At 68.2% G+C, this 12,191-nt stretch carries 13 protein-coding genes and 1 pseudogene; 8 read left to right on the forward strand and 6 right to left on the reverse strand.

The window, feature by feature from the left end:
• Positions 1-69 precede the first annotated feature (69 nt).
• The 3 genes and pseudogenes from D0C15_RS17855 to D0C15_RS17865 all read left to right on the forward strand — a co-directional run.
• A pseudogene (locus D0C15_RS17855) lies at positions 70-435 on the forward strand (transposase); the annotation flags it as partial.
• 130 nt (positions 436-565) lie between these two features.
• Entirely contained in the window at positions 566-781 is a 216-nt protein-coding gene (locus D0C15_RS17860; protein ID WP_116046792.1) for a hypothetical protein, read from the forward strand.
• 48 nt (positions 782-829) lie between these two features.
• On the forward strand, positions 830-1,141 hold the full coding sequence (locus tag D0C15_RS17865) for a hypothetical protein (protein WP_162830119.1): 312 nt from the start codon (positions 830-832) through the stop codon (positions 1,139-1,141).
• 558 nt (positions 1,142-1,699) lie between these two features.
• On the opposite strand, the gene D0C15_RS17875 is transcribed toward D0C15_RS17865, so the two are convergent.
• Both D0C15_RS17875 and D0C15_RS34165 read right to left on the reverse strand, forming a co-directional pair.
• A complete protein-coding gene (locus D0C15_RS17875; protein ID WP_116046797.1) occupies positions 1,700-2,161 on the reverse strand; it encodes an SRPBCC family protein in 462 nt (153 codons plus the stop codon).
• Between the two features lie 109 nt (positions 2,162-2,270).
• Complete coding sequence (locus D0C15_RS34165; protein ID WP_162830120.1) at positions 2,271-3,119, reverse strand: hypothetical protein; 849 nt, start codon at positions 3,117-3,119, stop codon at positions 2,271-2,273.
• 108 nt (positions 3,120-3,227) lie between these two features.
• On the opposite strand from D0C15_RS34165, the gene D0C15_RS17885 reads away from it, so the two are divergent.
• Positions 3,228-3,674: a DUF6292 family protein gene (locus D0C15_RS17885; RefSeq protein WP_116046802.1), complete on the forward strand. Its 447-nt coding sequence runs from the start codon at positions 3,228-3,230 to the stop codon at positions 3,672-3,674.
• Positions 3,675-3,681: 7 nt separating this feature from the next.
• Here D0C15_RS17885 and D0C15_RS17890 read toward each other — a convergent pair whose 3' ends face one another.
• Positions 3,682-4,926, reverse strand: coding sequence for an MFS transporter (locus tag D0C15_RS17890; RefSeq protein ID WP_116046805.1), 1,245 nt, complete (start codon positions 4,924-4,926; stop codon positions 3,682-3,684).
• Between the two features lie 297 nt (positions 4,927-5,223).
• On the opposite strand from D0C15_RS17890, the gene D0C15_RS17895 reads away from it, so the two are divergent.
• Entirely contained in the window at positions 5,224-6,207 is a 984-nt protein-coding gene (locus D0C15_RS17895) for a zinc-binding dehydrogenase (RefSeq protein WP_116046807.1), read from the forward strand.
• A 77-nt stretch (positions 6,208-6,284) separates the two neighbouring features.
• On the forward strand, positions 6,285-7,073 hold the full coding sequence (locus tag D0C15_RS17900) for a crotonase/enoyl-CoA hydratase family protein (RefSeq protein WP_116046809.1): 789 nt from the start codon (positions 6,285-6,287) through the stop codon (positions 7,071-7,073).
• A 62-nt stretch (positions 7,074-7,135) separates the two neighbouring features.
• Here D0C15_RS17900 and D0C15_RS17905 read toward each other — a convergent pair whose 3' ends face one another.
• Positions 7,136-7,438, reverse strand: coding sequence for a glutaredoxin domain-containing protein (locus tag D0C15_RS17905; RefSeq protein ID WP_245975924.1), 303 nt, complete (start codon positions 7,436-7,438; stop codon positions 7,136-7,138).
• Positions 7,439-7,476: 38 nt separating this feature from the next.
• Here D0C15_RS17905 and D0C15_RS17910 point away from each other — a divergent pair, with 38 nt between their 5' ends.
• Complete coding sequence (locus D0C15_RS17910; protein ID WP_116046811.1) at positions 7,477-7,728, forward strand: Prokaryotic metallothionein; 252 nt, start codon at positions 7,477-7,479, stop codon at positions 7,726-7,728.
• Positions 7,729-7,803: 75 nt separating this feature from the next.
• Here the strand turns inward: D0C15_RS17910 and D0C15_RS17915 are convergent, their stop codons facing one another.
• Positions 7,804-8,730, reverse strand: coding sequence for a proline dehydrogenase family protein (locus tag D0C15_RS17915; RefSeq protein ID WP_116046813.1), 927 nt, complete (start codon positions 8,728-8,730; stop codon positions 7,804-7,806).
• Position 8,731: 1 nt separating this feature from the next.
• Positions 8,732-10,360 carry an L-glutamate gamma-semialdehyde dehydrogenase gene (gene pruA / locus D0C15_RS17920; protein WP_116046815.1) on the reverse strand — a complete coding sequence of 543 codons (1,629 nt, stop codon included), beginning with the start codon at positions 10,358-10,360 and terminating at the stop codon, positions 8,732-8,734.
• A 118-nt stretch (positions 10,361-10,478) separates the two neighbouring features.
• On the opposite strand from pruA, the gene D0C15_RS17925 reads away from it, so the two are divergent.
• On the forward strand, positions 10,479-12,131 hold the full coding sequence (locus D0C15_RS17925) for a PucR family transcriptional regulator (protein ID WP_211323247.1): 1,653 nt from the start codon (positions 10,479-10,481) through the stop codon (positions 12,129-12,131).
• The last annotated feature ends 60 nt before the right edge of the window (positions 12,132-12,191 follow it).

Below are 12,191 nucleotides of genomic sequence, written 5' to 3' on the forward strand. Positions count from 1 at the left end.
CTGTCTCAGGATCGGTGTCTTTGGCTCGGACACGCCGGACTGGTTCCGGCGGGATGGGCACAGTGAGTGATGACATCTGATGTTGTGAGCGCTGAGGAGAAGACCACCAGGCCGGCGAGGACGTCGTCGGCGCAGGAGCAGTTGGCGGCCGCGATGGTTGCTCAGGCGCAGGAGCAGGGCTTGGCCCTGACCCCGGACGGGCTGCTGAAGCAGCTGACCAAGACGGTCTTGGAGACCGCGTTGAACGCGGAGATGACCGATCACCTCGGGCATGCCAAGCACCAGGATGAGCCCGGTCGCGTCGGCAGGAACAAGCGCAATGGCGTTCGGTCGAAGACGGTGGTGTCGGACGCGGTGGGCGAAGTCGAGGTGGCGGTGCTGCGGGACCGGGAGGGGTCGTTTGACCCGGTGATCGTGAAGAAGCGGCAGCGCAGGTGAGGGTGTGTCCGGCATGCCTAACCACCCTCCGGGAAGCACCCCACATTCCTCAGCCAACGTAACAACCTAATGCGTCAGCAACAGACCGCAGCCGCCAACCTCGAACGGGCATGCACCGCCGATCAAGATGCTCGATAGCCTCGACCGCCGCGGCGCTGCAGTCACACGGCTCGAAACCGCCCTCAAGGCCCTGCGCGGGGAGCTGGAACAAGCCACAGTGCAACCCGACCGGAACGACGTCATCCACCGCATCAGCGAGCGGTACGCGGGAATCCTGTCCTCGTGGCGATACCCCAAGCTCGAACAAGCCTTCGTGGACAACAACCTCGTGCCCTACATGTGAGGCTCGAGTTATATCCACGCCTCATCGGGTGGGCGCACCCTGATCTCATTGGCATGGATCTTGTCCGTCTTCGAAATCGCATGGGAGACCGGCAGTGCTCACCCCGGCTTCCTCATGATCGACAGCCCGCAGAAGAACCCCGGCCAAGGCGGCGACCGTGACGCCGAGTTCGCCGACAGTGTGGCCGTCGCGGACTTTTACAAACACCTACACCACTGGCTAACAGGGCCCGGTCAGGGCGCCCAAATCCTCGTGGTCGACAACGCCCCACCAACCTCAGCCGACAACGACATCGTCGTCCGCTTCTCGCGACGAGCTGACCAGCCACCGTACGGGTTAATCGAGGATGAGGTGGCATGACCCGCCATCGTGCAACCGCAGGGTTTACTACCGCACGTTCGGGTGCGGCGTCGGTACGTAGAACGAACCTGCTTCGACGGCCTTAACCAGGCGATCGGCAGGCACACGCTAACTGATCGAGATGCTTGGACACCCCGACGCAACGCAAGACCCCTGGAGTGGTGTCCTTTGGGGCCCTTCGACAAGGCCGATGTCGGTCTCCGATTGGGCTCCGTTGCTCACAGAGCGTCCGTTACGCCGCGACACTGCCCGACACCAACGCTGGCAAAATGTACCGCCTGACATGCACAGATCAGCCCTAGGCGACACTGTTTGACATCCAGTGACACGGCGTTTACAGGGATTAAAAGTCCCTTGCTCTACCAACTGAGCTAGCGGCCCTCCGCCAGTCTAACGGGTGCTCTACAGCGAGTGAGCACGCTGGGTCCGGTCAGCGCGTCGGCCGGACTTGATCTCCGCTCAGACCCATCGCGACCCGCCGCGACACCTGCGGCGGAACACCCGAGCAGGTTCCACCGGTGGTGTCGCGGCGGGTCGCGCGTGTCGTTTCTTCGCCGGTCAGCTGCCCGGACGTTCCACGTCGCCGCGCCAGGCGCCGGTCTCCTGGCCTCGCTCCTCGATGAAGCTCTTGAAGCGCTTCATGTCTCCGGAGACCCGGGCGTCCACGACGCCGAGCTTGTCGCCGACGTTCTCCGTGAAGCCCTCCGGGTCGATGTCCATCTGCGCGGTGACCCGGGTCTTGTCGTCGTCCAGCCGGTGGAACGTGATCACACCGGCGTGCTTCGGCCCGGACTCGGTCGTCCACGCGACTCGTTCGTCCGGGTGCTGCTCGGTGATGGTCGCGTCGAACTCGCGCGTGGCGCCACCGACCTTGACCACCCAGTGGGTGTGCTGGTCGTCCAGCTGCTCGATCCTGTCGACGCCTTCCATGAATTCGGGGAACGACTCGAACTGCGTCCATTGGTTGTACGCGGCCCGCACCGGCACGTTGACTTCCACCGACTTCGTCACGGCGCTCATCGATTTCCTCCCTGGGCGAACTCTGGTTGTTCGCGGAACGGTTGTGCGTCGAACTGCAGGCGGTTACCCGTGAGTCGAGGCGATAAACGGCAGCCGAATGCGTACGCCGTCAGTCCAGGGCGGAAAGGTTCCGTTCGGCCTCGGCGAAGGCACGCTCGGTCTTCTCTGTGTCCGCTCTCGCCGTTTCCGTCGCGCGATGCGCCTTCTCCTCGGCCCGTTCGGCCTCCCGCAGCCGCTTTCTGGCGTCGTCGCGCGCTTGTTTCGCGTCGCGCAGCGCTTCCCGTGCTTTCGTGCGTTCGGCCTTCAGCCGGGCCAGTTCGGCCCGCTCCGCCGCCTTCTCCCTGCGTCTGTCCTCTTTGTCCTGTGCGGCCCGCTCGTCCTGCTTTTGCCTTGCCGGCGCAGGTTTGGCCGCTGCCTGCTTTCGTTCCGGCGGGCGACGAGCCGGCGCCTTCCCCCTGGCGGCTGTCGCGGCGGACAGCCAGCGCTCCGGAGTGCCTTCGCCGGGGTTCAACGTGGTGGCCAACCTGCCCTCGATGAGGGTCCTGGCCGCGCCTGGATCGGCGAGCGCTGCCTCCAACGTCTCGGCGATCTCCCTCGACACGGCATCGCTGACCCGTACTCCGAGTGCCCTCCCCACGGCCCGCGCCTCGTCCGTCAGTGCCTCTATCAGGTCGTGCCGTTGTCGCGAGAGCGTGCGCAGCTCGTCGCCGTCCAGCTCGGTGTGTGCCTTGCGCAGTGCCTCGCCGAGTTGTTCGAGCCTGCCGACCTCCTCCGCGCGTTCCCTGGCCAGCTGGTTCGCGAGCCAGGCCGCGGTAGTCGGCTTACGCAGCCCCCGGATCCTCGTCGCCAGCTGCTGCTGGCCCGCCGCTTTCGCCTCGTCGGCGCGTTCGTTGCGCAGGGCGGTGAACTCCTCCCGCGCGCCGCCGTAGAGCTCGTCGGCCACCGACTCGAACTTCATGCGGATCAGCTAAACACGAGTCCGATGTCACAGGCATGATCCGCGCGCCTCCGGGTACCTGAAACGGGCGAAGCCGCGCACAACCGACGACCAAGCCGGAGCGAACAGATGCTGACCGATCCGCAGAGCGCGACCGCACAGGGGCTGGCGCAGTACGTACGAGACGTCGCCCGCGAACTCGGCCTCAACGCCGCACACGGCTACTACGAACTCGACTCACCCGCAGGTGCCTACCTCGACCTGCAACGACGGCTGGCCGCCTTTCCGACCAGAGACGCCGCACTGGTTTGGGACGAGGAGCACGGCTGGGCTCTCGGCGTGGACGCGCACAGCGGCCTCACCCTGGTCGTGTTGTCCCACCTCGGCGGCGAGGTCATCCCGTCACCCGCCGCCGTGGCGGACTTCGTGAGGGCGATGTTCGGCGGTCGCTGGCCCGGCCAGGCCGGGCCACCCCGGCTCCGGCGTGCGGGCGCGCAGGACAGCCTCGAGGCCGAACTCGCGGCATACGCCCGCACGCCGGCCGATCCGGAACGCATCGGGGTGGCTCCGGCTTGACGGGTACTCAGGCAGCCGCCGCCGCCAGCTCCGGCGTAGCCGTTTCAGGCTCGGCGTCGCGTGCCTTGCTACCGCTGGGCTTGCGCAGGACGGTGGCGGCGATTCCGGTGACGATCAGGGTGGTGAGACCCGCCATCAGCAGCGCCGGCTGGGGGCCCAGCTCGTCGCACAGCCAGCCCAGCAACGGAGCGCCAGTCGCGCCGGCCGCCGCGGCGATCGCACCCTCGACCGCCAGTACCCGGCCACGCATGTCGTCGGCGCAACCCAGCTGCAACAGCGTGGTTTTCGTGGTGTCGATCAGTACGGCTCCGGCCGCGATCGGCAGGATCAGCGCGGCGAACCCGAGCACACCCGGGATCAACCCACTGGCCGCCTGCAGGACGCTGGTGACAGCGGCGGCGCCGAGTAGGAGCGGAATGGTGAGTTCGCGCGCCCGCGCCGCGAAGATCCCGCCGATCACCGTGCCGACAGCGAAGATCGACGACAACATTCCGTACCCCGCGGCACCAGTCCCCAGCGGGCCCTCGGTCATCGCGGCCATGGTGACCTGGTAGTTCCGGCCGAGGCTCGACAGTACGAAGCCGAGGGTGAACAGCAGTACGAGTACTCGTTGCCGTCGCAGGTACGCGAGCCCGGCCCGTACGCCGGCGCGTTCCGGGGTACTGACCGCGAGTTCGTGCAGTTCTCCCTTGCGCATCACCAGAATCGTCACGATCACCGCGACGAAGGTCGCGCTGTTGAACACGAACAGCAGGGCGGCCCCCGTCGCGGCCGCCAGTACGCCCGCGAGGCTCATGCCGAGCACGCGGCCGGTCGAGCTGATGATCGAGTTCAATGCGAGCGCGTTACCGAGATCCTTCCGTGGCACCACCTGTCCCGCGAACCGGCCCAGCGCCGGTCCTTCGAACGTGCCGATGAGCCCGGAGACGACGGTGAGTCCGTAGATGGCGCTCAACGGCACGTGGGTGAACACCATCAGCGCGAGAAGAAGGGCGATGACCAGGTGTAACGACTCCCCGAGCACGATGATCCGCTGGGGTTTGAACCGATCGGCGAGTGCGCCCGCCCATGGGCCGAGAAGCAGCGAGGGCAGGGTGCTCAACAACACCGAAAGGCCCACCGAGGCAGCGGACCCGGTCCGGTCCATCACCACCCAGTTCAGGCCGAGTACCTGCATCCACGTTCCGGTGACCGAGATCAGATCGGCCGTGGCCCAGAGGCGGTAGTTGTGATTTCCGAGCGCACGCAGCATCGGCGGCAGATTTCGCCGCAAGAGTTGTCCTTTCACAGGGAGCCGGAGCGCGCGCTCAGGGGCAGCGGACCCAGCGGGAGATGATCGATATGCCCCGGCTTTCCCCGGGCGACGCCACGCTACCGGTCACCCCGCGTATGCACCCTCATCTGTGATGGTCGCAATTCTATGGTCCTGACCTGCTAACACTTCTTCTTCTGGTGGATGACGTCACAGAACGTGACATTCGCCATTGATGTTGACCTCGAGCTTTGTAGAGGTTCTAGCGTTGGAACTCACTGACCTCGGGAGATCCACATGCACGCCATCCGGCAGTACGAATTCGGTCCCGTCGAGACCCTGCGTCACGAGGAGATGAAAGACCCGCGCCCGGAAGCCGGACAGGTTCGGATCGCGGTCGCCGCGGCGGGGGTGCACCTCCTGGACACCGTCATCCGTTCCGGACGCTCCGGCGGGCCGTTCCCGTTGCCGGAACTGCCGATGACCCCGGGCAGGGAGGTCGCGGGCGTGGTCGACGAACTGGGCGAAGGCGTGGACGAGCACTGGCTGGACAAGCGGGTGGTCGCACACCTCGGGCAGGCCAGTGGTGGCTACGCCGAACTCGCCGTGGTGCAGGCCGCGTCGCTGCACGAGTTGCCCGCGGAGGCAGATTTCGCGGCGGCCGTCGCGATGATCGGCACCGGCCGCACGACCATGGGCGTCCTGGATGTCGCCGCACTCTCGGCGGACGACGTCGTTCTGGTGCCCGCCGCCGCGGGCGGTGTCGGCAATCTGCTCGTGCAGGATGCGCGGAGGGTGGGTGCGACGGTGATCGGCCTCGCCGGCGGGCAGGCCAAGATCGAACTGGTTCGCTCGCTCGGCGCCGACGCCGCCGTCGACTACACCGAGGAGAACTGGCCGGAGGAGGTGCGGGCCGCGCTGGACGGGCGCGAGCTCAGCGTCGTACTCGACGGTGTCGGCGGCAGCGTGGGGCAGACCGCACTCGAACTACTGGGCATCGGCGGCCGGGTGATCACGTTCGGCTGGTCGTCGGGTGAGCCGATCCGGATCACCACGGAGATCCTCTACTCGCGTGGTCTTACGGCGTCCGTCGCCGTCGGCCCGCGCATCCTGCGCCGGCCCGGGGGCCTTCGTGGTCTGGAGACCGAATCGCTCGCCGCGCTCGCGACAGGGCGGTTGTCCCCGCGGATACACCCGCCGTACCCGCTCGCCGAAGCCGCCGCCGCGCACGCCGCACTGGAGGACAGGGCGACCACCGGCAAGGTCGTCCTCGCGCCGTGACCGTGCTCGTTCCGTTAGGGTGGCAGCGATAGTTACCGACGAGTAGCACGCCTGCGCCAATCACGGGAGGATCGCCCATGTCCCATCGGATCACAGTCGAGCGAGACGGTCACGTACTGCTCATCGGCGTCGATCGCGCGGCCAAACGCAATGCCTGGGATCTGCGGACGATCTCCGAGCTCGGCGCGGCCTATGACCAGCTCGCCGCCGACGACGACCTGCGAGTCGGGGTCGTCTACGGGCACGGCGAGCACTTCAGCGCGGGCCTCGACCTCACCGACGTCTTCCCGGCTGTGCGAGAGCACGGACCCGGTGCGCTCTCCGGCGATGGCAAGCACGATCCGTTCGGGCTGTGGAAGGAGCCGGTCGGCAAGCCGATCGTGCTGGCCGTGCAGGGCATCGCGTTCACCCTCTCCATCGAGCTCGCGCTCGCCAGCGACATCGTGGTGGCGGCCGAGGACGTGCGGTTCCGGCAGTTGGAGATCGGCCGAGGGATCATCCCGTTCGGCGGTGCGACCCTGCGTGCCCCCGCACAGCTCGGCTGGGGCAACGCCATGCGGTTCCTGCTGACCGGCGAGGAGTTCGGCGCGGCTGAGGCACACCGGATCGGCCTCGTGCAGGAGGTCGTCCCGGCGGGAACGCAGCTCGACAGGGCGAAGGAGCTCGCCACGCTGATCGCCGCGCAGGCCCCGATGGGCGTGCAGGGGACGCTGGCGAACGCGCGGGTGGCGCTGCGGTCCGGCTCCGAACGGGAGGCCGCCGAGCACCTGAGTGGCCTGCTGCCCGGCATCGTCGGCAGCGAGGACGCCGAGGAGGGCGTGCGTAGCTTCGTCGAGCGCAGGCAGGCCGAGTTCACCGGCCGCTGAGTCGTATCAGCGGTCAGGGCCACCGGCTCCGGTGGCCCTGACCGCCTCAACGCCGCGGTGCCTCAACGCCGCAGTGCCGCGGAGAGCTCCGCGTCGGACGGCTCCACCAGGTGGGTGCCGTCGGGCCAGACGACGGTCGGGATCCGCCGCTGACCACCCTGCAGTCGCCGCACCGCCGCCGCGGCGGCCTCATCGGCCTCGACATCGACGTAGGAGTAGTTCACGCCCTCGCGGTCCAGCAGTGCGCGGCTGCGCCGGACGTCCGGACACCACCCCGCGCCGTAGACGGTGAGCTGGTCGACGTCGGGAGTGGTCATCGTGGCCTCCTCGGTGCCCGAGGTTTCGGGCTGGACGTATGCGGTCATCCCTATCCGAGCATGCCCCAGTGAAGGAAAGGATCACCATGGACGTCTGCGAGGTCTGCGGGAACACCTACGATCAGTCGTTCGAGATCCACACCCGCGACGGCGCGAAGCACACCTTCGACTCGTTCGAGTGCGCGATCCATCAGCTTGCCCCCATCTGCGAGCACTGCCGCTGCCGCGTGGTCGGTCACGGTGTCCAGGTGGACGGACATTTCTTCTGCTGTGCGCACTGCTCGAGGCAGAGCAGCGTGGGCAGCGAGAAGATCCGCGACGCGGTGAGCACCAGCTAGGCCGGCCTCAGGAGTTCCCCAATGTGGCATTGGGGAACTCCAACGTCCCCAACGCCACATTGGGAACAGCCGGCCTCACCCCTTGCTCAGCAGCGAGCGCAGGAAGAACGCGATGTTCGCCGGGCGCTCCCCGAGACGGCGCATGAAGTAGGGGTACCACTCGGCGCCGTAGGGCACGTACACCCGCATTCGGTGTCCCCGGGTGGCCAGCCGCTGCTGCGCGTCGGGCCGGATGCCGTAGAGCATCTGGAACTCGAAGTCCGCGTGCTCGCGACCGGCCTGTACGGCGAGGTGCTCGGCGATCTCGATCAGGCGAGGATCGTGCGTCGCGATCATCGGGTAGCCCTGCCCGCCCAGCAGAGTCCGCAGACAGCGGACGTAGGACGCGTCCACCTCCGCCTTGTCCCGGAACGCCACGGACTCGGGTTCGTCGTATGCGCCCTTGCAGAGCCGGATCCGGGAACCGGGTCCGGAAAGCTCGGCGCAGTCCGCCTCAGTGCGCCGCAGGTAGGCCTGCAGCACCGCGCCCGTCGACGGGAAGTCCACACGCAGGTCGCGCACGATCGACAGGGTCGAGTCGGTGGTGGTGTGGTCCTCCATGTCCACCGTGACCATGGTCCCGAAGGAAGCCGCTGTCGCGCAGATCTGCCGGGCGTTGTCCAGCGCGATCTTCTCGCCGTCCACCGGAAGGGCTTGGCCCAGCGCCGACAGCTTCACCGACACCTCAGCACGCCCGGCGAGCCCGCGATTCCCGAGCGCACCAAGCACCGCCTGGTAAGCCTGTACTGTCGCGCCGGCCTGCTCGCGGTCGGTCGTGTCCTCGCCGAGGTGGTCGAGCGAGACCAGCCGGTCGGTGCTGATCTCCGCGGCCGCGCGCACCGCGTCGTCCAGGTCGTCGCCCGCGACGAACCGGTCGACGATCGGGCGCACCGGCGGCGTGTTCTCGACCAGGGAACGGCAGGCAGGGGATTTGGCCGCCGCGAGCAGAGCCGAACGCAACATCTCACTCTCCCTGGTGTGGGTAACCGGAGTTCACCGGCGGGACGAAGGTCTCCTTGATCGTGCGCGGGCTGATCCAGCGCAGCAGGTTGTAGATCGAACCCGCCTTGTCGTTGGTGCCAGAGGCCCGTGCGCCACCGAACGGCTGCTGTCCGACGACCGCGCCGGTCGGCTTGTCGTTGACGTAGAAGTTGCCCGCGGAGAACCGCAGTGCCTCGCTGGCCCGCGCGATGGCGGCGCGGTCCTGGGCGATGACGGCACCGGTGAGCCCGTAGGCCGCACCCTGGTCCACCTGCCGCAGCACCTTGTCGAAGTCACCGTCCTCATACACGTGCACGGCGAGGAAGGGGCCGAAGTACTCGGTGTTGAACACCTCGTGCGTCGGGTCCGTGCCGACCACGACCGTGGGCCGGACGAAGTAGCCCTCCGAGTCGTCCGCCGTGCCACCGGCGATGACGTCCAGAGTGGACTCCTCGTGGGCGAGTCGCTGCGCGGCGGCCAGCTTGTCGAAGCTGCGGCGGTCGATCACCGCACCCATGAAGTTGCGGAAGTCGGTGACATCGCCGGCCGCGAGCGATTCCACTTCGGACACCAGGTCGTCGCGCATGCGGTTCCACACCGAGCGCGGAACGAACGCCCGCGAGGCCGCGGAGCACTTCTGCCCCTGGAACTCGAACGCTCCCCGCACCAGTGCCGTGCGCAGCACGTCGACGTCGGCGGACGGGTGGGCCAGCACGAAGTCCTTGCCGCCGGTCTCACCGACCAACCGGGGGTAGGTGCGGTAGCCGGAGATGTTGGCGCCGACGGTCGACCACAGGTGCTGGAACGTCCGCGAGGAACCGGTGAAGTGCACCCCGGCCAGTGCCGGGTCCGTCAGGGCGACCTCGGAGACGTCCAGACCGTCACCGGTGACCAGGTTGATGACGCCCGGCGGCATTCCCGCCTCCTCGAGCAGCCGCATGGTCAGGTGCGCGGCGAGGCCCTGGGTCGGCGAGGGCTTCCACACCACGGTGTTGCCCATCAGTGCGGGTGCGGTGGGCAGGTTGCCCGCGATGGCGGTGAAGTTGAACGGCGTGATCGCGTAGACGAAGCCCTCGAGCGGGCGGTAGTCCAGCCGGTTCCACATGCCGGGGGAGCTCACCGGCTGCTCCTGCTGGATCTGCCTGGCGAAGTGCACGTTGAACCGCCAGAAGTCGGCTAGCTCGCAGGCCGAGTCGATCTCGGCCTGGATCGCTGTCTTCGACTGTCCGAGCATCGTCGCCGCGTTCACCGTGTCCCGCCACGGTCCGGAGAGCAGGTCGGCGGCGCGCAGCAGCACGGCGGCCCGCTCATCGAAGGGCAGCCTGCGCCAGCTGTCCGCCGCCCGCAGCGAGGACTCGACCGCGGCCTTGGCGTCCTCCTGGGTCGCGTTGCCCATGGTTCCGAGCACGTGGCTGTGCTTGTGCGGCTGCACGACGTCGATTTGCCTGCCGCCGCCGAGCCGCTGCTCGCCGTCGATGGTCATCGTCAGTTCGGTGTGCTGCCCGGCCAGCTCGGTGAGCTTCGCGGACAGGCTCTCCCGCTCCGCGGAGCGGGGCGCATAGTCCCGCACGGGCTCGTTACGGGGCGCGGGTGTGGTGGTGATGGCGTCCATCGAGCTGCCTCTCGCCGGGTACGTGTCCTGAACACGCTAAGCAGCTCGAGTTCGCCGCGGATTGTTTCATCCGCTAACGTGCGACGATCGGCATTGTTCGATCGAACAGAGGTTTCTGGTGTCCGGTTCCCAGCGCGACGACGCTCAGACAGCAACCGCTCCGACCCTGCGCGGACTCCTGGTCGCGATCGGGGAGCCGCTGGTGGACCTGTACGTGGCCGACGCCGGGCTGGACACACAGGTCCGGGGTGTCACCATCCTGGACCCGGACGACGAGCTGGGCAGTTATCCCGGCGAACTGGTGCTGATCATCGGCGCTCGCGGCCGGGAGGCCGTTCGCTTCGTACGTGCCGCTGCCCGGCGTGGTGCCGTCGCCGCCGCCGTGAAGGTGGACGCGGAAGGCAGTGTGCCCGAGCTGCGCGCCGCCGCGTCCGAGGCCGGGATCGCCCTGCTCGCGGTGCGTCCTCGCGTGCGCTGGGAGCAGCTGGAGACGCTGGTGCGCGAGGTACTCGACGCGGCCGCCCTCTCCGCCGGCTTTGGTTCGGAGGGCGGCACAGGTGACCTCTTCGCCCTGGCGCAGACCGTCGCCGTGCTCACCGGCGGCAGCGTCAGCATCGAGGACGCGGGTAACCGGGTCCTCGCCTACTCCCGTTCCGACGACGAGGTCGACGAGCTGCGCAGGCTTTCCATCCTCGGCTGGGAGGGCCCGGAGTCCTACCTGGCGATGCTCCGCGAATGGGGCGTTTACCAGCGGCTGCGCGACGGTGAAGTGGTGCACATCGACGAGCACCCTGAACTCGGCATCCGGCGCAGGCTTGCGGTGGGTATCAGGGCCGGGGTGCAGCACCTCGGCACGATCTGGGTGCAACAGGGCCGCGAGCCGTTCGCCGAACGCGCCGAGAGCGCCCTGCTCGGAGCGTCCAGGGTCGCCGCAACACATCTGCTGCGCTTCCGTGCGGAAGGCGCGCCCGGCAGCCGGTCCCAGCAGGATCTGGTGTCCGGGCTGCTCGACGGCAGAGCCAGTCCGGACCTCGTCGCCGGGCACCTCGGTCTCGACCCTGCGACTCCCGCCGTGGTGGCGGCGGTGACCGCACCTGCCGAGTCCGATCACTCCGCGAGGGAGTTGCACAAGGCGGAGATGCTCAGTGTCGTCTCGGTACACGCCACCGCGTATCGGCGCTCCGCCCTGGTGGGCGCGATCGGTTCGCGGGTGTACGCGGTGCTGCCAGGCGTCCCTCTCGGTGCGGTGGAACCCGCGCTGGTCACCCTTGCCGAGGACATCGCGGGCGTACTCCGGAAACGGACCGGTACCGGCGTGCAGGTCGGTGTCGGTGCGCCGGTGCCGGCTCTCGCGGAGGTGGTGCGGTCGAGATCGGAGGCGGACCGGGTGCTGGAGGTGATGGCCCGCGATCCCCGGCGCACGGTGGCGACGATCGCCGAACTACGCGGAGAGGTGCTCCTCGGCGAGGTGCTGAGCCTGCTCGAAGGGGCGGCGGACCTGCGTGATCCAGGCGTCGCAGCCCTCGTCGAGCACGACAAGGGGCACGGCACCGAACTCGTGGTCTCGCTGCTGGCCTATCTCGACGCACTTGGGGACGTGCGTTCCGCGGCGGGTGCGCTGCATGTGCACCCGAACACCCTGCGCCACCGGGTACGCAGGGCGAGCGCGGTGAGCGGGATCGACCTCGACGAGCCGAGGGAGCGGCAGTTCTGCCATCTCCAGTTGCTGCTCGTCGTGACCCGGGCGGAGCAGGCCAACCCCGCCCGGTAGGCGGAATGCAGCAGCGCCTCGCGGTGCCAAGATGATCGTGGCGGCTTTCCGCGGCGCTGA

The sequence above is a fragment of the Amycolatopsis palatopharyngis genome, from assembly GCF_003385185.1.
GTDB classification, from domain to species: domain Bacteria; phylum Actinomycetota; class Actinomycetes; order Mycobacteriales; family Pseudonocardiaceae; genus Amycolatopsis; species Amycolatopsis palatopharyngis.

Bases quoted from the DNA above. Each gene is read 5' to 3' on its own strand.
- D0C15_RS17905 (WP_245975924.1), bottom strand. From the start codon at position 7,438: ATGACCGCATACGTCCAGCCCGAAACCTCGGGCACCGAGGAGGCCACG.
- D0C15_RS17900 (WP_116046809.1), top strand. From the start codon at position 6,285: ATGTCCCATCGGATCACAGTCGAGCGAGACGGTCACGTACTGCTCATC.
- D0C15_RS17885 (WP_116046802.1), top strand. From the start codon at position 3,228: ATGCTGACCGATCCGCAGAGCGCGACCGCACAGGGGCTGGCGCAGTAC.
- D0C15_RS17910 (WP_116046811.1), top strand. From the start codon at position 7,477: ATGGACGTCTGCGAGGTCTGCGGGAACACCTACGATCAGTCGTTCGAG.
- D0C15_RS17875 (WP_116046797.1), bottom strand. From the start codon at position 2,161: ATGAGCGCCGTGACGAAGTCGGTGGAAGTCAACGTGCCGGTGCGGGCC.
- D0C15_RS34165 (WP_162830120.1), bottom strand. From the start codon at position 3,119: ATGAAGTTCGAGTCGGTGGCCGACGAGCTCTACGGCGGCGCGCGGGAG.
- D0C15_RS17895 (WP_116046807.1), top strand. From the start codon at position 5,224: ATGCACGCCATCCGGCAGTACGAATTCGGTCCCGTCGAGACCCTGCGT.
- D0C15_RS17860 (WP_116046792.1), top strand. From the start codon at position 566: ATGCTCGATAGCCTCGACCGCCGCGGCGCTGCAGTCACACGGCTCGAA.
- D0C15_RS17915 (WP_116046813.1), bottom strand. From the start codon at position 8,730: ATGTTGCGTTCGGCTCTGCTCGCGGCGGCCAAATCCCCTGCCTGCCGT.
- pruA (WP_116046815.1), bottom strand. From the start codon at position 10,360: ATGGACGCCATCACCACCACACCCGCGCCCCGTAACGAGCCCGTGCGG.
- D0C15_RS17890 (WP_116046805.1), bottom strand. From the start codon at position 4,926: ATGCTGCGTGCGCTCGGAAATCACAACTACCGCCTCTGGGCCACGGCC.